A 21602-nucleotide genomic window follows, 5' to 3' on the forward strand; every position below is an offset into this window, starting at 1 on the left:
TCCTGTGGCCTAAAGCGCAACGCCGATCAAACGGCGGTGCCGGCCGGCAATGATGCAGTGGTCGGTTGTTGAGGTTTGGCATGGCCGTCTTCGACGCAATCGCAGCGCAGCAACTCGCCGCTGTCGACATTCATCAGCGTCATTGCACTGCCCCAGACGCAGCCGGTATCGAGGGCGAAGACGCCTGGCTCGTCGCTTTGACCCTCAAGCGCAGCCCAATGTCCAAAGATAATCTTCAGGTTCCGGGTCTTGCGTTCCTTGTGCTTGAACCACGGCGCGTAGCCGGGCGGGGCGGTTTCGATGCCTTCCTTGCCCTTGAGGTCAAGCTTTCCGTCGCGGGTGCAGAAGCGCATGCGGGTGAAATAATTGGTGATGACACGAAGGCGCGCCGCGCCGGTGAGATCATTGTCCCACTTGACTGGCTCATTGCCGTACATGCCGTCCAGGTATGGGCCGAACAGGTTGTCGTCACGCAACGCCTGCTCAACCTCGCTGGCGCATTTCAGTGCCTTGCGCAGTGACCACTGGGGCGGGATGCCGGCATGGACCAGCGCCAGATTGCGTGCCTCGTCGTAGTGCATGAGCTTTTGCTGGCGCAACCATTCGAGCAGCTCGATGCAGTCCGGGGCATCGAGGATTTCGCTCAATGTGTCGGACTTTTTCAAGCGCTCGATATTCCGCCAGACGGCCAGCAGGTGCAGGTCATGATTGCCCAGCACGCACACCAGCGACTGACGGATGCCATAGAGGAAACGAAGGGTTTCGAGCGACTGCGGGCCCCGATTGACCAAGTCGCCCACCAGCCAGAGCGTGTCTTTTTGCGGATCGAACGCGACCCGTTCGAGCAAGCACTTGAGCGGGTCGAGGCAGCCTTGCAGGTCACCGACCGCATACGTCGCCATCAGTGCAACGCTCCTGGCACCGCCAGGCGAAAGGGCTTGATGATGGCGTCGAAGCGTTTACCGTCTTCGGCCAACATCTGGTAGGTGCCCTGCATCGTACCGACCTGGGTGGTCATCACGGTGCCGCTGCTGTAGCTGTGGCTCTGGCCCGCGTCGATCAGCGGCTGCTGGCCAACCACGCCGTCGCCACGGACCTCCTCGACATGGCCGTCGCCGTTGGTAATGACCCAATGCCGCGAGAGCAATCTGGCCGGTAACGAGCCGTCGTTGCGCACGGTGATGGTGTAGGCGAAGGCGAAACGGTTGTGCTCGGGTTGCGACTGTTCTGCCAGAAAGCGGGTGGCGACGCTGACGTCGACCTTATAACGAGGATCGGACATGCAAAAAGGCCTTAGAAGCGGGACGCGGGCGTAACTGAAGAGATCAGTCTAGGCCAAGTATCGGGTAGTAGACCAGACCGGCGTACTGCCCGATAGCGTCTTGGCTCGTCAGCTGGCATCGGCCTTGGGCGCCACCTGTTCACTGAGCGTGTCGGCCAAGCGTACGAACGCCGCCAGGTCCAGTTGCTCGGGGCGCAAGCTGCCGTCGACGCCGGAGGCTTCGATCTCGGTGCTGCTGAGCAGCAGCTTCAAGGTGTTGCGCAAGGTCTTGCGACGCTGGTTGAAGGCTTCGCGTACAACGCGCTCCAGCAGGCGATGGTCCTTGGCTGGGTGCGGCAGGACCGCATGGGGCACCAGGCGAACGATGGCGGAGTCGACTTTCGGCGGCGGGTTGAACGCGCCAGGCCCCACGTTGAACAGGTGATCGACCCGGCAATGGTACTGGACCATGATCGACAAACGACCCCAGTCGCCTCCGCCAGGACCCGCGGCGAGTCGCTCGACCACTTCTTTTTGCAGCATGAAGTGCATGTCGCGAATCAGGCCGGCATTGTTCAGCAGATGGAAAATCAGCGGCGTGGAAATGTTGTATGGCAGGTTGCCGACGACTCGAAGGCTGCCCGGCGCTGCATTCAGGCTGTTGAAGTCAAACTTCAGCGCGTCGCCCTGATGCAGGTTGAAATTGCTCTTGCCGGCGAACTGCTGGTTAAGGATCGGGACCAGGTCCTTGTCCAGTTCCACCACGTCCAGTTGCGCGCCGCTGTCGAGCAGACCTTCGGTCAGCGCGCCCTGGCCCGGCCCGATCTCAAGCAATCGGTCGTCGGGCTTGGCATTGATGGAGCGCAGGATGCGATCGATCACGCCTGCGTCATGCAGGAAGTTCTGGCCGAAGCGCTTGCGTGCGCGGTGTTGGTATTGCTCGGTCATAAATGGGTCTCGGCCATCTGGTAGGCGGTTTCCAGCGCGACTTGCAGGCTGCCGGTGTCGATCTTGCCGCTGCCGGCCAGGTTCAGGGCCGTGCCGTGATCCACTGAGGTGCGGATGATCGGCAGGCCCAGGGTCACGTTGACCGCCGCGCCGAAGCCTTTGTACTTCAGCACGGGCAGGCCCTGGTCGTGGTACATCGCCAGCACCGCGTCGCAGTGCTCCAGGTATTTGGGAGTAAACAGAGTGTCGGCAGGCAGCGGGCCACGCAGGTCCATGCCCTCGCTGCGCAAGCGCTCCAATGTAGGTTCGATGATGTCGATTTCTTCACGGCCCAGGTGTCCGCCTTCGCCGGCATGGGGGTTCAGTCCGCACACCAGGATGCGAGGCCGGGCGATGCCGAATTTTTCCTTGAGGTCGGCGTGCAATATCCGCGTGACCCTTTCCAGGCGTTGCGGCGTGATTGCGTCGGCGATGTCCCGAAGGGGCAGGTGAGTGGTGACCAGGGCCACGCGAAGGCCTCGGGTGGCAAGCATCATCACGACTTGCGTGGTTTGGGTCAGGTCGGCCAGGAACTCCGTGTGCCCGGAGAAGTGGATGCCCGACTCATTGATTACGCCTTTGTGCACCGGTGCGGTAATCATGCCGGCAAATGCTCCGTCCAGGCAGCCTTGGCCGGCGCGGGTCAGGGTTTCGAGGACGAATGCCGCGTTGGCGATATCCAGTTGTCCGGCGGTGACCGGGGCGCCCAAGGGCGTATCCCAGACATACAAGCTGCCGGCAGGTGCCGGGGCATCTGGCCAGGCGTCTGGCGCCACCGATAAAAGGTTTATGGCCAGGCCCAGCTGCGCGGCCCGCTCAAGGAGCAGGTCGCGGCTGGTGATGGCGATCAGGGGGTGCGGCTGGGCTTGCGAGGCGAGCAGCAGGCACAGGTCGGGACCGATGCCGGCGGGCTCGCCGGGGGTCAGCGCGAAACGCTTGGGTTTCACTGCGCTGCCTGGTCTGCACCAGGGAGTTTGATCTCGACGTAGGCTTCGTCGCGAATCTGACGCAGCCAGGTTTGCAGTTCTTCGTCGTACTTGCGGTTACGCAATACCGTCATCGCCTGCTGCTCACGTGCCTGGGTGGTGCTGTCGGTGGCGCGGCGGCCAAGGACTTCCAGTACGTGCCAGCCATAAGGGCTCTTGAACGGCTTGGACAACTGGCCTTGCGGTGTCTCGGCCATGACCTGGCGGAACTCGGGAACCAGCGCGTTCGGGTCGACCCAGTTCAGGTCGCCGCCGTTCAGGGCTGATCCAGGATCTTCCGAGAAGCTCTTCGCCAGTTCCGCGAAGTCTTCGCCCGAGGTGATGCGCTCGTACAGCTTTTCGGCCAGACGCTGGGTCTCGGCTTCGCTGCGGATTTCGCTGGGTTTGATCAGGATATGACGAACATGCACTTCGTCACGCACCTGGGTACCGCCACCGCGTTTTTCCAACAGTTTCAGAATGATGAAACCGCCAGGGGTGCGGGCCGGCTGGGTAATGTCGCCCACGGCCATGGTGCTTAGCTCACGGTCAAACGGAGGTGGCAACTGGGCGGCCTTGCGCCAGCCCATGTCGCCGCCTTCCAAGGCGTTTTCACTGGCCGAGCGGGCTACCGCCATCTGGCCAAAGTCAGCGCCTTGCTTGAGCTGCTGGTAAACGTCCATTGCCTGACGGTAAGCACTCTGAATTGCTTCGGAGTTGGCGCTTTCCGGCGTAGGAATCAGGATATTCGCCAGGTGAAGTTCTTCAGACAGCTGCATCTTGCCGAGGTCGGAAGCCAGGAAGTTCTTCACTTCCTGCTCGGACACCTGGATGCGTTCTGCCACGCGGCGCTGGCGTACCCGGCTGATGATCATCTCGCGACGGATCTGGTCGCGAGCATCGTCAAAAGACAGGCCGTCGCGGGCCAGGGCGGCGCGGAACTGGTCGATGGTCATATTGTTGCGCTGGGCAATGGTGCCAACGGCCTGGTTCAGTTCTTCATCGGTGATGCGGATGCCGGAGCGTTCGCCAATCTGCAGTTGCAGGTTTTCGACGATCAGGCGCTCGAGCACCTGCTGGTCCAGCACGCCAGGTGGTGGCAAGCCGCCGCCACGTTTGGCGATGGTTTGCTGCACTTCATGGACCCGCTGGTCCAGCTGGCTCTGCATGACCACGTCGTTGTCGACGATGGCCACTACCTTGTCGATGGACTGTACCGCGGCGTTTGCCGCGGTACCCAGGAACAGCGCGCCCAGCATCAGCGGGCGCAGACAATCAGAAAGCTTGATCTTCACGTTCACGATAACCTTGGATGCCTTTGTCGAGGAAGCTCTCTACCTTGGCGCCGGTCAGGCCGCCGAGTCCCTTCAGAACAATTTGTAGGAAGATGCCGTGGTCGCCTTTTTCGTTTTCCGGGGCGGCTTGACTGAACTCTTCATAGTCGACCCAGTAACGGTTGATCAGGCGCAGTTTCCAGCAGCAGTTGTCGTATTCGAAACCACCGAAGGCTTCCAGGGTACGGTTGCGGTTGTAGTCATACTGCCAGCGGCTGATTGCGTTCCACTGCGGCACGATCGGCCAGATGACCGAGAAATCGTGCTGCTTGATCTTGTAGTAGTCCTTCACGTAGCCAGGCGTACCCGGCGTACCGTAGTCGCCGCCGCCCACTTGCCATTGACCCGTGGCCTCGTCGTAGCGGACCTGGTCGTTGCGATAGCGGTAACCGGCGTTGATGACCTTGTTCGGGTTGTCCTCAGGCTGGTAGTGGAACATCGCGCTGCCCGAGCGAGGGCTGTGGGTGTCCGGATCCCAGTTGTAGGAAGCCGTGGTGCGCCAATCGCGGTTCCAGCGGAATTCGTATTCCAATGCGTACGGGGAAACGTCCGACTTGGCGTCTTCACGTGTCTTGAAGTCGATACCCGGCAGTTGGACTTCGCGGTCCTTGAAATAAAGGGCCTGGCCGACGCTGATGCGCTGGCGCTCGAAGCCGTTTTCTTCGATCCAGCGGCTGGTCACGCCCAGGGACAGCTTGTTCTCGTCGCCGACACGGTCGGAGCCGGTGAAGCGGTTGTCCCGGAACAGCGAGGAATAGCTGAAGGTCGATTCGCTGGTATCGAACACCGGAATATCGCTCTGGTCCTTCTCTGGTACGTAGAGGTAGAACAGGCGAGGTTCCAGGGTCTGGCGGTAGTTGCTGCCGAACCATTGGGTATCGCGGTCGAAATACAGGCCGCTGTCGATGCTGGCGATCGGAACACCACGGCTCTGGCTGCTGCTGTAGGTGCCGCGCAGGCGGTCGGCCTCGGCGCTCTGCGAGGCAACCTGTGCTTGGCCTCTGCTATCCAAGTCCAGGTCATATTGGGTGTACTGGTACTTGAGCGACGGTTTGATATAGCCATAGCTTGCCGTCATCGGCAGGCTGACCACAGGTGCCAGGTTCAGGCGATTGCCATTAGCCCTGGCCAAACCGCTGATGTTGTTGTCAAGGAACGGATCGGTATTACCGTCTTCGTCGGTGTAGTCACCGGTCCGCAGATCACGGTCAAACCGCACCAGTTCAGTCTTGTAAGCGAAGTCCAGGCCATACGGGTGGTCGGGCAGCGAGCCGTTGAAGGTGATCTGAGGCAGGCGGTTATACGGCGTGATCTTCGAGATCGTCGCCATCTGGTAAGCCTGGGCATTCAGCCGCGCGGTGTAGTTGTCGCCGCGATAGCTCACCACACCCTGCTGATTCACATAGTCCCTGGACTCGACGCCAATCTGATCGGTCTGCAGATCCTGGAAGTAATACGGATCGCTGATCTTGGTGTAGTCGACTTCCGTCAGCACGCGCGAATCCAAGCCGCCCTTGTGCTGCCAGTTGTACATATAGCGGGTCTTGCTGTAGTCGGACTGCTTGGCGCGTTCGTCTTCTTCGTCGTTGAGGTACGCGGCGCCAAACTGACCTTCGCTGGAAGGAGTCAGGTAGCGGAACTCGCCTTCCATCAACAGGCCGCGCTTGCTCATGTAGCGCGGGTATAACGTGGCGTCGTAGTTCGGTGCCAGGTTGAAGTAGTACGGAGTGACCAGCAGGAAGCCGGTATCGCTGCCGCTGCCGATGGTCGGCGGCAGGAAGCCGGACTGACGGCGGTCGTCGATCGGGAAGTAGATGTAAGGCGTATACAGGACCGGAATGTCCTTGACTCGCAGCGTCACGTTGGTCGCGGTACCGAAACCGGTGGCCGGGTTCAAGGTGATGTTGTTGCCCTTGAGCGCCCACGCGTTGCTGCCCGGTTCGCACGTGGTGTACGTACCGTCCTTGAGGCGGATGATCGCGTTTTCGGCGCGGCGCGCATAAAGGGCGTTACCTCGGATACGCGACTTGTGCATCACGTACTCGGCGTTGTCGACCTTGGCTTCGCCAGTGTCCAACTGCACATCGGCGTGGTCGCCGACAATCAGGGCACCGTTGTCACGCACGCGCACGTTGCCGTTCAGCTCGCCGCGGTTCTCGGCCTGGTACAGGCTGGCCTCGTCTGCCTCGACCTGCATGCTGCCCTGGCGCATGACGACGTCACCGGCGAGGGTTGCCACCTGCTGTTCCTGCTCGTAGCGCGAAGCCTTGGCGCCCAGGAACGTCGGGGCGTCGCTTTTGGCCGTCTTGTCGTTCATGCCGGGGCGCGTCGGTTCGATATACGCGCCGGCGCAGTAAGGGCCGGTTTCGGCCAGTTGCGCAGGCGTGAGGTTTTCGCGCGGAACCCAGTCCAGGTGACTGTAGTCTGCACTGCGCGACTTCAGGCCTCGGCCCTTGGCTTCGGTAACGAGCATCGGCTTTTCGCCGGCTTCTTCACTCGAACCGCTCTCGGCCGGGGCGCTGCCGCTGTCGGCGACCGCGCTGCCTTCATGCACGGGACGCGGCGGCAATGCGGCGGCCGGAGTCTTGGGTGAACAGTCCCAGGCACCCGAAGCGGAGACGGAGCAGTCATACTGCTGCGCCGCGACGACGAATGAAGAGGCCAGGGGTTGCAGGGCCAGCAGACTGCCGGTGACCAGCAACGGAAATTTTTTACGAAACGCGGGGGATTTCAATGCCATCTTATTAGTCCGGGCTTCCTGCGTGCCATCTGCCCGCGGTGTGGGCCGCACGCCTCTCGATGGTCTGAAAAAGATGCTGGATAATAAAGCATGACCCGCTTGACGGCTAGCGCCGTCGGAGACCCTTGTAATGCCCGACCAAGATGTACGCCTGCAACACCTGAAAGTTTGGCTCGATGAGCAACTGCCGATCCTTTTCAATCAACAGGGCTGGGGTGCCGTACCCCCGGCCACATTGACCGCGGCCAGCAGCGACGCGAGTTTCCGGCGATATTTTCGCTGGGAAGGCGAGGGGCGCAGTTTGATCGTCATGGACGCGCCACCGCCCCAGGAAAACTGCAAACCCTTCGTGGATATCGCTTTTTTGCTGGCAAAATCCGGCATCAATGTGCCAAAAATTTATGCCGAGGACCTCGAGCGCGGTTTTCTTTTGCTCAATGACTTGGGCAACCAGACCTATCTGGATGTCATCAGCGGCGAAAATGCCGACGATTTATTCCGCGATGCCCTGCAAGCCTTGCTGGCTTTTCAGCAACTGCCGAAGGTGGCCCCGTTGCCCAGCTATGACGTCGCGTTGTTGCGTCGCGAGCTGGAACTATTCCCTGAGTGGTACGTCAAGCGTGAGCTGGGCATCGAGTTCGATGGAGCGCAGCAACAGCTTTGGCAGCAGGCGAGTGATCTGCTGATCGACAGCGCCCTGGCCCAGCCCAAAGTGTTGGTGCACCGCGACTACATGCCGCGCAACTTGATGCTCAGTGAACCGAATCCTGGCGTGCTGGATTTCCAGGATGCGGTCTATGGTCCGGTGACCTACGACGTGACCTGCCTGTTCAAGGACGCCTTCCTCAGTTGGCCCGAAGAGCGCGTGCGCGGCTGGCTGGAGGATTACTGGCAGCAGGCCGGTGCCCTCGGCATTCCCGTCCAGCCGGACCTCGAGGATTTCTTGCGAGCCAGCGATTTGATGGGTGTGCAGCGCCATCTGAAGGTTATCGGGATCTTCGCGCGCATCGGTCATCGTGATGGCAAGCCGCGTTATCTGGGCGATGTGCCGCGCTTCTTTGCTTATATAGAAGCGGTCATTGCTCGTCGCCCGGAACTGGCGCCGCTCGATGAGCTGCTTTGCAGTCTGCGGCAATCGAATGGAGCGAGCACATGAAGGCGATGATCCTGGCGGCGGGCAAGGGCGAGCGCATGCGCCCCTTGACGCTGACCACGCCCAAGCCGCTGATCCGCGTCGCCGGCATCCCCTTGATTGAATATCACCTGCGGGCGCTGGCCGCCGCCGGGTTCAGCGAGATCGTGATCAATCACGCCTGGCTCGGCCAACAGATCGAAGACCATCTTGGGGATGGTTCGCGGTTTGGCCTGCGCATCACGTATTCCCCGGAAGGCGAGCCGTTGGAAACCGGTGGCGGAATTTTCCGTGCGCTTGGGCTGCTGGGCGATGAAGCGTTCCTGGTGGTCAATGGCGACATTTGGACCGATTTCGATTTCAGCGCCTTGCGCCGGCCGCTCGCCGGCTTGGCTCACCTGGTGTTGGTGGACAATCCTGCGCATCACCCCGGTGGTGATTTCGTTCTGGCCGATGGAACGGTTCATGAAGGGGCGTCGGCTGCCGACAAACTGACCTATAGCGGCATCGCGGTCTTGCATCCACGGTTGTTCGACGGTTGCGTGGACGGCGCGTTCAAGCTGGCGCCGTTGCTGCGCAAAGCCATTGCGCAAGGGCAGGTCAGTGGCGAGCGGCTGGAAGGGCATTGGATAGATGTCGGAACCCACGAACGTTTGACGCAGGTTGAAACATTGATAGAAGCGAGCCGTTGATATGTGGTGGCCAGGGACTCTGATCGGAGCGGGAGCGGGCTTTGCCATAGCCAGCATCCCGGGGGCCATGCTCGGTGCGTTGCTGGGCCAGGCGCTGGACCGGCGCTTGGACCTGCACAGCTGGGCGCAACTGCGTGAACGCCTGGGCGGGCGCCCGGCGTTGCGTAACGATGAATTGTTATTTGTATTGTTGGGGCGTCTGGCGAAGAGCGACGGACGGATCGTCGATGGGCACATCCAGCAGGCTCGCCAGGAAATGCGCGCGCTTGACCTGAGCGAGTCGGCGCAACGTCGTGCCATTGCGGCGTTCAACCGAGGCAAGTCGGAGAATGATCGCCTGCGCGGTTATCTGCGTCGCCTCGCCACTCAGCCCCACGCGGCAGAAGGCGTACTAAGGGCTTGCTGGCGGATGGCCTGGGCCGATGGCCGAGCAGGCGCCAGTGAGCGCGAGTTGCTTGCCCAGTGGGGCAAGTGGCTGGGCTGGACGCCGCAGCAGGTCCAGGCGCTGGCCATGGATTACGAACCGCAGAGATTGTCTCAGCCCAGCAGCGGCGTGACCTATCAGGAGGCGCTGCGGTTGCTCGGGGTTTGCGCCACCAGCGAACCCTCGCAAATCAAGCGGGCTTACCGTCGCCTGCTCAGTCGCCATCATCCGGACAAGATCGCCGGCAGCGGGGCGACTCCGTTGCAGGTGCGTGAAGCGACCGACAGGACCCGGGAATTGCACAACGCCTATCGGTTAATTCGCGAACGGCGGGATTTCCGTTAGCCTCTGCGGCGCGAGAATCAGCCCTTATTCCCCTGGACTTTGCGGATTCAACCAACCCCGAACCCGGCGAAACAGCTGCTCCTGCTCCGCCGACGGGTTCGGCAAGGCCTTGAGGGCGACCTGGCTGAAGTTTGCCCCCTTCAACCGCTTGCTCGCCTGCAAACGTTCCAGCGCCGCGTTGCGGTCCAGCGGCTTGTCCATATAGAAGATATCGGCGGTCGCCAACTTCAGGGCTGGCGTCAGTTCAGCCAGGCCGGGTTTGGCGGCGACGGGTGTCTGGGCCGCAACCATCACGAAGCGTTCGATTTGCGTCGGCTGCTTTTCGCTAAGGTAGCGGGCTGCCCAATAGGCGCCGGTACCGTGGCCCAGCAGCACAATACGGCGCGAGCTCTGTTGTTCGGCGAAGGCCAATGCCGCATCGATGCGCGCGAAAATACGCTCGGCGTCGGCGTCGGCGTGTTCTTCACCGGTTTCGGCGAGGGCCGGGTCTGCCGCATCGGCTTCGCCTCCTGCAACTTGTTCGATTGGCGCTGCGGTGGTGGCGTCCGGCGCGGCGGCAACCACGTCGGCCGGCTTGGTCTGTGGCGAAGCTTCTACCGTGCGGGGGGCGATGACGTCGCTTTGCAGGTCTGGCAGCGTGATAGTCAGACTGCTCCACTCGGCGTCGGGCAGTTTTTTGCGCAACGGGCCGATTGCCTGAGGCCAGTCCGCGGTTTCGCCGGCACCTGGAATGATGATGACGGCGCCCTTGGGGTCGCTGGTGTTGGCGGGTTTCCACAGGGCGAGAAAAGCATCGCTGCCGGTTTGTAGCTGCTGTTGTTCCTGCGGCGGGACTTTTCGTGCAAGCGCCAGCGCTTCTTCCTGGCTACGCTCGAGCAAGGGTTGGCGTTCGACCGGTTTCGCCTCGGTGGATTGTTCCGCCGCGGCGGGCGCTGGTTCGCCTGCCTGTACAGAAAATGCACTCGGCAGGATCAACGACAGGCACAATGCTGGCAATGCCAGGCGATAAACAGAGGGCATCGGATATTCCATGACCAGAAGTATTTCCGGCAGCCTAATGGGTTGGTCAGTATTTGTCAGTGCGTGAGACTTCGATGATGCGTTTTTGCTGCCTGTGGGTTATCGGCTGTTTATGGCTTCCCTTGATGGCGTGGGCTGCCCCCGCGCCGCAGACCCACGGCGTGCAATTGAGTGCTGAGCAGCGGCAATGGTTGACGCAGCATCCACAGCTGCGGGTCGGCCTGGTGTTGCAGGCGCCCTACGCGCAATACGACCGGCGCCTGCAGCGTCTATCCGGTACCAATGTCGAATTGATGCAGTGGTTGGGCAAGGCCCTGAATGTCGAACTGACCTGGCGCAATTTTCAGGACGTGACGCAACTGGAAGCCGCGGTGCGCGACGGCGAAGTGGATATCGCCCCAGGCCTGACCCAGACCCCGGTCGGGCTCAGGCTTTGGCAGTTCTCCGACCCTTATATGCGCGTGCCGCAATTGATCGTCGGTGCGCAGAAAGGCGCCGAGGGCGTGGAACTGGAAAAGCTTGATCCTCAGGTCCGCGTTGCCGTGCGCATGCCCAGTGCCACGGCAGACTATCTGCGCAGCAACTTCCCGATGCTCAACCTCCAGGGCGTGCCGATGGAGCGGGAGGCCTTGCAATTGCTGCTGACCCAGCAGACTCGATACGCAGTGGTCGATGAGGCTCAGCTCGGGCGGCTGATGGTCGAGCCCGAATTCGCCGAACTGGTGGTGGTAGGCGACATCGGCGTGCCGCAGTTGCTTCGTGTTGCCACGCGTCGAGACTGGCCGGAGCTGGCCGGGATTCTCGACGCTACCCTGCAGGCCATTCCGGCCAAGGATCTGGAGCAACTGCATAGCCGTTGGCTAAAACCAAAATACCCGCGCCTGACCGAGACCCCGGGCTTCTGGCAGAACCTGACCCTGTTGCTGCTGGCCCTGCTATTGAGCAGCGTGGCCATTGTGTTCTGGCAGCGCCGCCAGCAACGTGGCCTGGAGCGGCGACTGCGTGCCGCGCGGGAGGACATCGTCCAGCGAGCCGCCAGTGAAGAGGCCTTGCGCCTGACGCAGTTTTCTATCGATCAAAGCACCGTCGGCATTCTCTGGGTCAACTGGGACAGCCACGTGCGCTACGCCAACCGCGCAGCCGAAACCATGCTGGGCTATGCGCCGGGTGCGATCATCGATCGGCCGTTGATCGACTTCGAGCCGGGCCTGCACATGGATCGCTGGCTGAACCTGTGGAAGCGCGCTCGGGCCAGCGAAGATGGGCCGCAGAGTTTCGAGACCGAGTGCGTGCGCGCCGATGGCAGTATCCTGCCGGCCGACGTTTCCCTGAGTTTCCTGCGTTTTCGCGATGCCGAGTACCTGGTGGTCTACCTCAATGACGTGACCGAGCGCCGTCGCGCACTGGCGGCGCTGCGCGAAAGCGAGGCGCGGTTGCAGGGCATCGCCGCCAACGTCCCAGGCCTGGTCTTTCGCCTGGAGCGGGCGCCGGTGACCGGCCAGATCGACTTTGCCTACATCAGCGAAGGCAGCGAAAGCCTGGTGGGTTATTCCCCCGCAACCCTGGCCCGCAGCGACACCGGTTTGCGCAGCCTGGTGCACCCGCAGGACAAGGCTAATTATCACCGCACCCAGGACCTGGCGCTGGACAGTGACAGTGACTGGTCGTGGCAAGGTCGTATCCTGACCCGTGAAGGCCAGGAGCGTTGGGCCGAGATCAAGGCAATCACGCGTCGCCTGGAAGATGGCGCCTACGTCTGGGACGGCATCGTCTGGGACATCACTGAAAGCAAGCGTATCGAACTGGAGCTGGCCAGTTCCCGGGAACAATTGCGTGAGTTGTCGGCACACCTGGAAAGCGTTCGGGAAGAGGAAAAGGCCCGCATAGCTCGCGAAGTCCATGACGAGCTGGGACAGATGCTGACGGTGCTGAAACTGGAAACCTCCATGTGCGAGCTGGCCTACGCCCAACTGGATCCTGGCCTGCAGGAACGGCTCAACAGCATGAAGCGCCTGATCGCCCAGTTGTTCCAACTGGTACGGGACGTGGCGACAGCGTTGCGCCCGCCGATTCTAGACGCCGGTATCGCCTCGGCCATCGAATGGCAGGCTCGGCGTTTCGAGGCGCGCACGCAGATTCCGTGCCTGGTGCAGGTGCCGGACAACCTGCCGCCCCTGAGCGACGCCAAGGCCATCGGCCTGTTTCGGATCCTCCAGGAGGCGCTGACCAATGTCATGCGCCATGCCCAGGCGCATACCGTGGAGCTGACGCTGGAGCAGCAAGGCGACCAGTTGTGCCTGACGGTAAGCGATGACGGTGTAGGATTTATTGCTCGCGCAGACCGGCCGACGTCCTTTGGCCTGGTCGGCATGCGCGAGCGCGTGTTGATCATGGGCGGACAGTTGTCGCTGGAAAGCGAGCCGGGGGAGGGGACGACCCTCGCGGTGCGGGTGCCATTGCATGGGGCCTGACGGGCTTGCCGAGCGTAAAGTAGCCATTGTGAACCCGTTCGCGACGAAATCCTCAATCTGGAGAACACTGTGATTCGTGTACTGGTAGCCGAAGACCACACCATCGTCCGTGAGGGCATCAAGCAACTGATCGGCCTGGCCAAGGATCTGGTTGTCGTCGGGGAGGCCAGCAATGGCGAGCAATTACTTGAGACCCTGCGCCACGTGCCCTGCGAAGTGGTGCTGCTGGATATTTCGATGCCCGGCGTCAACGGCCTGGAGGCGATCCCGCGGATTCGCGCATTGAATAATCCGCCCGCGATCCTGGTGTTGTCGATGCATGACGAGGCGCAAATGGCGGCTCGCGCGCTTAAGGTCGGCGCCGCTGGCTACGCTACCAAGGACAGCGATCCGGCTTTGCTGCTGATGGCGATTCGCAAGGTCGCGGCCGGCGGTCGATATATCGATCCGGACCTGGCCGACCGTATGGTCTTCGAAGTGGGCCTGACTGACGCGCGGCCGTTGCACTCGCTGTTGTCGGAGCGCGAATTCTCGGTCTTCGAACGCTTGGCGCAAGGCGCCAACGTCAACGAAATTGCCCAGCAACTGGCCCTGAGCAGCAAGACCATCAGTACCCATAAGGCGCGGCTGATGCAAAAGCTCAACATCAGTTCACTGGCCGAGTTGGTGAAATACGCGATGGAGCACAAGTTGCTCTAATCCTCAGCCACTCCCAGAGCAGGATGCGTAGGCATATCTATTTGCGACACACCCCGACAGCGCTTTTGCCTCTACTTGCAGCTTGCCGCTTGAAACTCGCCACTGCATTTATCCAATCCCGCCATCCGTGTAGGGCAATCCCTACCCCGACGCTTCCATCCGGCTGAGGCGATTCTCTCCTGCGGCCCGATTTGCGTAGGGGCTCGGCTCCACTAGGCTTGACTCACAAGCAGTCATCAATACAAAAGGTGCGGGTATGAGCCAGGTTGATTCAAGCGCGGGGGCCAGTGATGTGCTGGTCAGCTTTCGTGGTGTGCAGAAGAGCTACGATGGCGAGAACCTGATCGTCAAGGACCTCAACCTGGATATTCGCAAAGGTGAATTCCTGACCTTGCTCGGGCCATCCGGCTCCGGCAAGACCACCAGCCTGATGATGCTCGCCGGGTTCGAGACCCCGACTGCCGGGGAAATCCTGTTGGCCGGGCGATCTATCAACAATGTGCCGCCGCACAAGCGCGACATCGGCATGGTGTTCCAGAACTACGCTTTGTTCCCGCACATGACGGTCTCCGAGAACCTGGCGTTCCCGCTGACCGTGCGCGGCCTGAACAAGAGCGACGTTGGTGATCGAGTCAAGCGCGTCCTGAGCATGGTCCAACTGGATACCTTCGCCCAGCGTTATCCCGCGCAGTTGTCCGGCGGCCAGCAACAGCGTGTGGCCTTGGCCCGGGCGCTGGTGTTCGAACCGCAACTGGTGCTGATGGACGAACCCCTCGGCGCACTGGACAAACAACTGCGCGAACACATGCAGATGGAAATCAAGCACCTGCACCAGCGCCTTGGCGTGACCGTGGTCTATGTGACCCACGACCAGGGCGAAGCCTTGACCATGTCCGACCGCGTGGCGGTGTTCCACCAGGGCGAAATCCAGCAGATCGCTCCGCCACGCACCTTGTATGAAGAGCCGAAGAACACCTTCGTCGCCAATTTCATCGGTGAAAACAATCGCCTCAACGGGCGCCTGCACAGTCAAACCGGCGATCGTTGCCTGGTGGAGCTGGGGCGCGGCGAGAAGGTCGAGGCCTTGGCGGTCAATGTCGGCAAGCCCGGCGAGCCGGTCACCCTGTCGATCCGTCCGGAACGGATAAGCCTGAACAGCGCAAGCGAACAATGCGTCAACCGCTTCTCAGGGAGGGTGGCGGAATTCATCTATCTGGGCGACCACGTCCGGGTTCGCCTGGAGGTCTGCGGCAAGCAGGACTTCTTCGTGAAACAACCGATTGCCGAGCTCGATCCCGGGCTCGCCGTCGGCGACGTGGTTCCGCTTGGCTGGCAGGTCGAGCACGTCCGCGCGCTCGATCCCCTTCTAGAGGCGAATTGATCGCCCCCTGCTGTACCAACACCAACCCTGCACGTGGAGAGAACAATAAATGTTGAGATCCCTGAAGTTCACAGCCCTGACACTGGGCATGATGGGTGCGGCAAGCGCGATGGCGGCGGGCCCGGACCTGACCGTGGTGTCTTTCGGCGGGGCGAACAAGGCGGCTCAGGTCAAAGCCTTCTACGCACCGTGGGAAGCGGCCGGCAATGGCAAGATCGTGGCGGGCGAGTACAACGGCGAAATGGCCAAGGTCAAGGCCATGGTCGATACCAAGAGCGTCTCCTGGGACTTGGTTGAAGTCGAATCGCCGGAATTGTCCCGCGGTTGCGACGAAGACATGTTCGAGCAACTTGATCCAGCCCTGTTCGGCAAGACCGAAGACTACGTCAAAGGCGCGATCCAGCCTTGCGGCGTCGGTTTCTTCGTGTGGTCGACTGTGTTGGCCTATAACGCCGACAAACTGAAAACCGCGCCAACCAGTTGGGCGGATTTCTGGGACACCAAGCAATTCCCAGGCAAGCGCGGCCTGCGCAAGGGCGCCAAATATACCCTCGAATTCGCCCTGATGGCCGACGGTGTGGCGCCGAAAGATGTCTATAAAGTGCTGGCCGGCAAGGATGGCCAGGATCGCGCTTTCAAGAAACTCGACGAACTCAAACCGAACATTCAGTGGTGGGAAGCCGGCGCCCAGCCGCCGCAATACCTCGCTTCCGGTGACGTGGTCATGAGTTCGGCCTACAACGGCCGTATCGCTGCGGTACAAAAAGAAAGCAATCTGAAAGTGGTGTGGAACGGCGGCATCTACGACTTCGACGCCTGGGCCATCCCGCGTGGCCTGGACAAAGCCCGCGCCGAAGCGGCGAAGAAATTCATCGCGTTCTCGGTGGCTCCGCAGCAGCAGAAGACCTACTCGGAAAACATCGCCTACGGCCCGGCCAACACCCAGGCAGTTCCGCTGCTGGCCAAGGATGTCTTGAAAGACATGCCGACCACCCCGGAAAACATCGCCAACCAAGTGCAGATCGACGTCAGCTTCTGGGCTGACAACGGCGAGCAACTGGAGCAGCGCTTCAATTCCTGGGCAGCGAAGTAACCGCTGATGGGGATCGTTCCCACGCAGAGCGTGGGAACGATCCGCTCAAAGGCCAGCGTTTTAAAAGAACAGAGGCGGCTCGCCGCCCTGTAACGATAAAAAAGATTTGCGGAGTTCGCCATGGCCATCGCCGTTCCACTGAACGAAGGCACCAGCCCCACCCTGAAACAGCGGCTCAAGCGTGCCGAGCGGGTCAACCGCTGGAAGGCCCAGGCCTTGATCGCGCCGCTGGTTCTATTCCTGTTGCTGGTGTTCCTGGTGCCGATCGTCGCTCTGCTGTTCAAAAGCGTCAGCAACCCGGAAGTGGTCGGCGCCATGCCGCGCACCGTGGCTGCCGTTTCTGCATGGGACGGACGCGGATTGCCGGGCGAACCGGTGTACAAGGCTGCCAGTGAAGACCTGGCCGAAGCCCGCAAGAATCAAACCTTGGGCGATTTGTCCAAGCGACTGAACATGGAACTGGCCGGCTATCGCAGCCTGCTGACCAAGACAGCCCGGGCGCTGCCATTCGCCACCGAGCCTGTTTCTTATAAAGAAGCGCTGGAAGGCCTCGACGAGCGCTGGGGCGATCCGGCGTATTGGCAAGTGATCCGCCGCAACACCAGCGAGGTGACCCCGTATTACCTGCTGGCGGCTGTCGATCATCGTATCGACGACCTCGGTGAACTGGCTCCGGCCACTCCTGACCAGGCGATTTACCTGGACATTTTCACCCGCACGTTCTGGATGGGCCTGGTGATCACCGCGATCTGCCTGGTCCTGGCCTATCCATTGGCCTACTTGCTGGCGAATCTGCCGTCGCGCCAGAGCAACCTGCTGATGATCCTGGTGCTGTTGCCATTCTGGACCTCGATCCTGGTGCGCGTCGCAGCGTGGATCGTATTGCTGCAGTCAGGCGGCTTGATCAACAGCGGCCTGATGGCCATGGGCATCATCGATAAACCCCTGGAACTGGTGTTCAATCGCGTCGGGGTCTACATCTCCATGGTCCACATTCTGTTGCCGTTCATGATCTTGCCGATCTACAGCGTGATGAAGGGCATCTCGCCCACCTATATGCGCGCGGCGATTTCCCTGGGCTGCCACCCGTTCGCGAGCTTCTGGCGAGTCTATTTCCCGCAGACGTATGCCGGCGTCGGCGCCGGGTGTCTGCTGGTCTTCATCCTTGCGATCGGCTACTACATCACGCCGGCATTGCTGGGTAGCCCGAACGATCAGATGGTCAGCTACTTCGTCGCGTTCTATACCAACACCAGCATCAACTGGGGCATGGCCACGGCGCTCGGCGGGCTGCTATTGCTCGCAACCATCGTGCTTTATCTGATTTACAGCTGGCTGGTGGGCGCCAGCCGCCTGCGCCTGAGCTAAGGGGAGATCGAAATGCTGAGTCCTTACATGTCCCCCGTCGAACGGGTGTGGTTCTACAGCTTGCGCATACTCTGCGGGCTGATCCTGCTGTTCCTGATCCTGCCGGTGCTGGTGATCATTCCGTTGTCGTTCAACTCCGGGAGCTTCCTGGTCTACCCGCTCCAGGGCTTTTCGTTGCAGTGGTACCACGACTTCTTTGCCTCGGCCGAATGGATGCGCGCGTTGAAGAACAGCATCATCGTTGCCCCGGCGGCGACCGTGCTGGCGATGATCTTCGGCACGCTGGCGGCCATCGGCCTGACCCGTGGCGATTTCCCAGGCAAGGCGCTGGTCATGGCCCTGGTGATTTCGCCCATGGTGGTACCGGTGGTCATCATCGGCGTGGCCAGCTATCTGTTTTTTGCACCGCTGGGGATGGGCAACAGCTTCTTCTCGCTGATCGTGGTGCATGCGGTGCTGGGCGTTCCCTTCGTCATCATCACCGTCTCGGCGACCTTGCAGGGATTCAACCACAACCTGGTCCGGGCAGCTGCCAGCCTGGGGGCGTCGCCGTTGACCGCGTTCCGTCGGGTGACCTTGCCGTTGATCGCTCCGGGCGTGATCTCCGGAGCGCTGTTCGCCTTCGCCACGTCGTTCGATGAAGTGGTCGTGACCCTGTTCTTGGCCGGCCCCGAGCAGGCCACGTTGCCACGGCAGATGTTCAGCGGCATTCGCGAGAACCTCAGCCCCACCATTGCCGCTGCGGCGACGCTGCTGATTGCATTTTCGGTGGTCCTGTTGCTGACGCTCGAGTGGTTGCGTGGGCGTAGCGAGAAGCTGCGCACGACCCAGGTGTAATGTCACCCGACTCCAGGATCGAGCTTGCTCGCTCCTGGACGTGAGTCAGCGCATTCACGAGCTGAATAGCAGACAACCCGCCAGACCGAGCTATCCTTGTGCCAGCCCATACTCGAACAAGAGGCCGCGCACATGAGTCTTTCCTCATTCAAGATCGCCCATAAACTGATCACCGGGGCCGCTGCCATCGAGCAACTGGCGGCGGAACTGACACGCCTGGATGTCGACAATCCGCTGATTGTCACGGACGCCGCTCTGGTCAAGTCCGGCACCGTGGAGTTGGCCCTGCAGCACTTGGGAGGGCGCGCCTATGAGATTTTCGACCGGGTCATGCCTGACCCGGAAATTGCCATCGTCGAAGACTGCATGCAGGCCTACCGCGACGGCGGCCATGATGGACTGATTGGCCTGGGCGGCGGCAGTGCCATCGACATCGCCAAGAGCGTGGCCGCCTACGCCGGTTATCACGGCGAGCTGCAAGACCTGTTCGGCGTCGACCAGGTGCCACGCAAGGGCCCGCCATTGATTGCCATCCCCACCACGGCCGGCACCGGTTCGGAAGTCACCAACGTGGCGATCCTCTCCGACAAGGCCGCGCAGCTGAAAAAGGGCATCGTCAGCGACTTCCTGTTGCCGGACGTGGCGCTGGTCAGCCCGCAGATGACCCTCACTTGCCCGCGCAGCGTGACAGCCGCCAGTGGCGTCGACGCGCTGGTGCACGCCATCGAGTCCTATCTGTCGTTGAATGCCTCGCCGATCACCGATGCCCTGGCCATCGGCGCGATCAAACTGATCACCCGCGCGTTGCCCAAGGCCTACGCCAATCCGTCACACCTGCAAGCCCGCGAAGACATGGCCACCGCCAGCCTGATGGCCGGCATGGCGTTCGGTAATGCCGGGGTCGGTGCCGTGCACGCGCTGGCCTATCCGTTGGGCGGTCGCTTTCACGTCTCCCATGGCGTCGCCAATGCATTGCTGCTGCCCTATGTCATGGCGTGGAACAAAATGGCCTGCGTCGAGCGCATGCGTGACATCGCCGAAGCCATGGGCATCAAGACCGCTCATTTGAGTGACCTCGAAGCCGCCGACGAGGCCGTGGAGGCCATGGTTGCGCTGTGTGCCGCCGTGGAAATTCCCCAAGGCCTCAGTAGCCTGGGCGTGACTGATGAGGTGATTCCGTCCATGGCCCTGGAGGCGGCGGGTATCGAGCGGTTGATGCGCAACAACCCGCGCCAACTGAGTGCCGCCGATATCGAGAAGATCTACCGCGCGGCGTATTGATCGTGTGTCACGGTGGGCGCGCCAAATCTTGAGGTATACAATGCGCGCCATCGTGATTTCGCTCAAAACAGGTGCGTCATGCAGCCCTTCGCTATTGCTCCGTCGATTCTCTCCGCCGACTTCGCCCGCCTGGGTGAGGAAGTGGACAACGTTCTGGCCGCCGGGGCCGACATCGTGCACTTCGATGTCATGGACAACCACTACGTACCCAACCTGACCATCGGCCCGATGGTTTGCGCGGCGTTGCGCAAGTACGGCATCACCGCGCCGATCGACGCGCACCTGATGGTCAGCCCGGTGGACCGCATCGTCGGTGATTTCATCGAGGCTGGCGCGACCTACATCACCTTCCACCCGGAAGCCACCCTGCACGTCGACCGCTCCTTGCAGTTGATCCGCGAAGGCGGTTGCAAGGCGGGCCTGGTGTTCAACCCGGCAACGCCCTTGGAGGTGCTCAAGTACGTGATGGACAAGGTCGACATGATCCTGCTGATGAGCGTCAACCCCGGATTCGGCGGGCAGAAGTTCATCCCCGGCACGCTCGACAAGCTGCGTGAGGCGCGGGCGCTGATCGATGCCTCGGGCCGTGATATCCGCCTGGAAATCGACGGCGGCGTGAACGTCAGCAACATCCGCGAAATCGCCGCGGCCGGCGCCGATACCTTTGTTGCCGGTTCGGCGATCTTCAACGCACCGGACTACAAAAAGGTGATCGAAAAGATGCGCGCCGAACTGGCCCTGGCGCGCCCATGAGCGGCTTCGAGCAGCTGTTTCCCGGCAGCCTGCCACGTCTGGTGATGTTCGACCTCGACGGCACGTTGGTCGACTCGGTCCCGGACCTTGCGGCTGCCGTGGACTCCATGCTGCTCAAGCTCGGACGCCCATCCGCGGGCATCGACGCGGTGCGCCAGTGGGTCGGCAATGGCGCGCCGATGCTGGTGCGCCGGGCCCTGGCCAATCACATTGATGCCCAGGGTGTCGATGATGCGCAGGCCGAGCGGGCGCTGGAGCTGTTCAACGAAGCCTATGAAGGGCATCACGAATTGACCGTGGTCTACCCCGGCGTGCGCTCCACCCTCAAGTGGTTGCACAAGCAAGGCGTGGAGATGGCGCTGATCACCAATAAGCCGGAGCGTTTCGTTGCGCCGCTGTTGGACCAGATGAAAATTGGACGCTATTTCCGCTGGATCATCGGCGGAGACACCTTGCCGCAAAAAAAGCCCGATCCGGCCGCGCTGTTCTTCGTGATGAAAATGGCCAATATCCCGGCGTCCCAATCGTTGTTTGTCGGCGACTCGCGCAGTGACGTGCTGGCGGCGAAAGCGGCGGGGGTCAAGTGCGTGGCGCTGAGCTACGGCTATAACCATGGCCGGCCGATTGCCGAAGAGTTTCCGACATTGGTGATCGATGATTTACGACTGTTAATTCCCGGTTGCCTGGACCCGGCGGCTGAGATAACGTTGCCCGACGCTGTTCAATCCTCTTCTGGAAACGCCATCGTGGTGGTCACTCGTAAACTCTGGATGAAAGTCATGAAGGCCCTGGCCCGCTGGCGTTGGCGCGCCTGACCTG

19 protein-coding genes are annotated in these 21602 nt (G+C 61.5%); 12 read left to right on the forward strand and 7 right to left on the reverse strand.

Features of this window, described 5'->3' with window-relative positions:
* Positions 1-26 precede the first annotated feature (26 nt).
* The 6 genes from HU806_RS21945 to HU806_RS21970 form a co-directional block, all read right to left on the reverse strand.
* A complete protein-coding gene (locus HU806_RS21945) occupies positions 27-902 on the reverse strand; it encodes a symmetrical bis(5'-nucleosyl)-tetraphosphatase (protein ID WP_186614311.1) in 876 nt (291 codons plus the stop codon).
* Positions 902-1282 (reverse strand): Co2+/Mg2+ efflux facilitator ApaG/CorD, encoded by a 381-nt coding sequence (gene apaG, locus HU806_RS21950; protein WP_186614313.1) that lies wholly within the window; start codon positions 1280-1282, stop codon positions 902-904. Before apaG ends, HU806_RS21945 begins: the two co-directional genes overlap by 1 nt.
* 108 nt (positions 1283-1390) lie before the next feature.
* Positions 1391-2209, reverse strand: a complete 819-nt coding sequence (gene rsmA / locus HU806_RS21955; protein WP_186614315.1) for a 16S rRNA (adenine(1518)-N(6)/adenine(1519)-N(6))-dimethyltransferase RsmA — start codon at positions 2207-2209, stop codon at positions 1391-1393.
* Positions 2206-3195: a 4-hydroxythreonine-4-phosphate dehydrogenase PdxA gene (gene pdxA, locus HU806_RS21960; RefSeq protein WP_186614317.1), complete on the reverse strand. Its 990-nt coding sequence runs from the start codon at positions 3193-3195 to the stop codon at positions 2206-2208. Before pdxA ends, rsmA begins: the two co-directional genes overlap by 4 nt.
* On the reverse strand, positions 3192-4508 hold the full coding sequence (gene surA / locus HU806_RS21965) for a peptidylprolyl isomerase SurA (protein WP_186614319.1): 1317 nt from the start codon (positions 4506-4508) through the stop codon (positions 3192-3194). Before surA ends, pdxA begins: the two co-directional genes overlap by 4 nt.
* Entirely contained in the window at positions 4489-7287 is a 2799-nt protein-coding gene (locus tag HU806_RS21970) for an LPS-assembly protein LptD (protein WP_186614321.1), read from the reverse strand. Before HU806_RS21970 ends, surA begins: the two co-directional genes overlap by 20 nt.
* Positions 7288-7417: 130 nt before the next feature.
* On the opposite strand from HU806_RS21970, the gene HU806_RS21975 reads away from it, so the two are divergent.
* From HU806_RS21975 to HU806_RS21985, 3 genes are read left to right on the forward strand one after another with little or no spacing between them, the layout of a single operon-like run.
* Positions 7418-8443: an aminoglycoside phosphotransferase family protein gene (locus tag HU806_RS21975; RefSeq protein ID WP_186614323.1), complete on the forward strand. Its 1026-nt coding sequence runs from the start codon at positions 7418-7420 to the stop codon at positions 8441-8443.
* The gene (gene murU / locus HU806_RS21980; protein ID WP_186614325.1) at positions 8440-9111 is read left to right on the forward strand and encodes an N-acetylmuramate alpha-1-phosphate uridylyltransferase MurU; all 672 of its coding nucleotides are present in this window, start codon (positions 8440-8442) and stop codon (positions 9109-9111) included. The genes HU806_RS21975 and murU overlap by 4 nt, the downstream gene beginning before the upstream one ends.
* Before the next feature lies 1 nt (position 9112).
* The gene (locus HU806_RS21985) at positions 9113-9880 is read left to right on the forward strand and encodes a TerB family tellurite resistance protein (protein ID WP_186614327.1); all 768 of its coding nucleotides are present in this window, start codon (positions 9113-9115) and stop codon (positions 9878-9880) included.
* Positions 9881-9904: 24 nt separating this feature from the next.
* Here the strand turns inward: HU806_RS21985 and HU806_RS21990 are convergent, their stop codons facing one another.
* A complete protein-coding gene (locus tag HU806_RS21990) occupies positions 9905-10900 on the reverse strand; it encodes an alpha/beta hydrolase family protein (protein WP_186614329.1) in 996 nt (331 codons plus the stop codon).
* Positions 10901-10974: 74 nt separating this feature from the next.
* Between HU806_RS21990 and HU806_RS21995 the strand changes: the two genes are divergently transcribed.
* The 9 genes from HU806_RS21995 (at position 10975) to HU806_RS22035 (ending at position 21598) form a co-directional block, all read left to right on the forward strand.
* Positions 10975-13371 (forward strand): PAS domain-containing sensor histidine kinase, encoded by a 2397-nt coding sequence (locus HU806_RS21995; protein WP_186614331.1) that lies wholly within the window; start codon positions 10975-10977, stop codon positions 13369-13371.
* Between the two features lie 69 nt (positions 13372-13440).
* Positions 13441-14070 (forward strand): response regulator, encoded by a 630-nt coding sequence (locus tag HU806_RS22000; protein WP_186614333.1) that lies wholly within the window; start codon positions 13441-13443, stop codon positions 14068-14070.
* A 256-nt stretch (positions 14071-14326) separates the two neighbouring features.
* The gene (locus tag HU806_RS22005) at positions 14327-15451 is read left to right on the forward strand and encodes an ABC transporter ATP-binding protein (RefSeq protein WP_186614335.1); all 1125 of its coding nucleotides are present in this window, start codon (positions 14327-14329) and stop codon (positions 15449-15451) included.
* Between the two features lie 49 nt (positions 15452-15500).
* On the forward strand, positions 15501-16544 hold the full coding sequence (locus HU806_RS22010) for an ABC transporter substrate-binding protein (RefSeq protein ID WP_186614337.1): 1044 nt from the start codon (positions 15501-15503) through the stop codon (positions 16542-16544).
* 120 nt (positions 16545-16664) lie between these two features.
* Positions 16665-17912 (forward strand): ABC transporter permease, encoded by a 1248-nt coding sequence (locus HU806_RS22015; RefSeq protein WP_186614339.1) that lies wholly within the window; start codon positions 16665-16667, stop codon positions 17910-17912.
* Positions 17913-17924: 12 nt separating this feature from the next.
* Positions 17925-18749: an ABC transporter permease gene (locus tag HU806_RS22020; protein WP_186614341.1), complete on the forward strand. Its 825-nt coding sequence runs from the start codon at positions 17925-17927 to the stop codon at positions 18747-18749.
* Between the two features lie 132 nt (positions 18750-18881).
* Entirely contained in the window at positions 18882-20030 is a 1149-nt protein-coding gene (locus tag HU806_RS22025; RefSeq protein WP_186614343.1) for an iron-containing alcohol dehydrogenase, read from the forward strand.
* Positions 20031-20108: 78 nt separating this feature from the next.
* Positions 20109-20783 (forward strand): ribulose-phosphate 3-epimerase, encoded by a 675-nt coding sequence (rpe, locus tag HU806_RS22030; RefSeq protein ID WP_186614344.1) that lies wholly within the window; start codon positions 20109-20111, stop codon positions 20781-20783.
* The gene (locus HU806_RS22035) at positions 20780-21598 is read left to right on the forward strand and encodes a phosphoglycolate phosphatase (protein ID WP_186614346.1); all 819 of its coding nucleotides are present in this window, start codon (positions 20780-20782) and stop codon (positions 21596-21598) included. Before rpe ends, HU806_RS22035 begins: the two co-directional genes overlap by 4 nt.
* Positions 21599-21602 lie beyond the last annotated feature (4 nt).

It is taken from the genome of Pseudomonas sp. SWRI154 (assembly GCF_014268645.1).
GTDB lineage: Bacteria > Pseudomonadota > Gammaproteobacteria > Pseudomonadales > Pseudomonadaceae > Aquipseudomonas > Aquipseudomonas marvdashtae.

What these genes read in the sequence shown, in the direction of transcription:
- apaG (WP_186614313.1), bottom strand. Translation starts at nt 1,282, where the DNA reads ATGTCCGATCCTCGTTATAAGGTCGACGTCAGCGTCGCCACCCGCTTT.
- HU806_RS21995 (WP_186614331.1), top strand. Translation starts at nt 10,975, where the DNA reads ATGATGCGTTTTTGCTGCCTGTGGGTTATCGGCTGTTTATGGCTTCCC.
- HU806_RS21975 (WP_186614323.1), top strand. Translation starts at nt 7,418, where the DNA reads ATGCCCGACCAAGATGTACGCCTGCAACACCTGAAAGTTTGGCTCGAT.
- HU806_RS21945 (WP_186614311.1), bottom strand. Translation starts at nt 902, where the DNA reads ATGGCGACGTATGCGGTCGGTGACCTGCAAGGCTGCCTCGACCCGCTC.
- rpe (WP_186614344.1), top strand. Translation starts at nt 20,109, where the DNA reads ATGCAGCCCTTCGCTATTGCTCCGTCGATTCTCTCCGCCGACTTCGCC.
- murU (WP_186614325.1), top strand. Translation starts at nt 8,440, where the DNA reads ATGAAGGCGATGATCCTGGCGGCGGGCAAGGGCGAGCGCATGCGCCCC.
- HU806_RS22035 (WP_186614346.1), top strand. Translation starts at nt 20,780, where the DNA reads ATGAGCGGCTTCGAGCAGCTGTTTCCCGGCAGCCTGCCACGTCTGGTG.
- HU806_RS22020 (WP_186614341.1), top strand. Translation starts at nt 17,925, where the DNA reads ATGCTGAGTCCTTACATGTCCCCCGTCGAACGGGTGTGGTTCTACAGC.
- HU806_RS22015 (WP_186614339.1), top strand. Translation starts at nt 16,665, where the DNA reads ATGGCCATCGCCGTTCCACTGAACGAAGGCACCAGCCCCACCCTGAAA.
- rsmA (WP_186614315.1), bottom strand. Translation starts at nt 2,209, where the DNA reads ATGACCGAGCAATACCAACACCGCGCACGCAAGCGCTTCGGCCAGAAC.
- HU806_RS22010 (WP_186614337.1), top strand. Translation starts at nt 15,501, where the DNA reads ATGTTGAGATCCCTGAAGTTCACAGCCCTGACACTGGGCATGATGGGT.
- HU806_RS22025 (WP_186614343.1), top strand. Translation starts at nt 18,882, where the DNA reads ATGAGTCTTTCCTCATTCAAGATCGCCCATAAACTGATCACCGGGGCC.
- HU806_RS21985 (WP_186614327.1), top strand. Translation starts at nt 9,113, where the DNA reads ATGTGGTGGCCAGGGACTCTGATCGGAGCGGGAGCGGGCTTTGCCATA.
- HU806_RS21970 (WP_186614321.1), bottom strand. Translation starts at nt 7,287, where the DNA reads ATGGCATTGAAATCCCCCGCGTTTCGTAAAAAATTTCCGTTGCTGGTC.
- HU806_RS22005 (WP_186614335.1), top strand. Translation starts at nt 14,327, where the DNA reads ATGAGCCAGGTTGATTCAAGCGCGGGGGCCAGTGATGTGCTGGTCAGC.
- HU806_RS21990 (WP_186614329.1), bottom strand. Translation starts at nt 10,900, where the DNA reads ATGCCCTCTGTTTATCGCCTGGCATTGCCAGCATTGTGCCTGTCGTTG.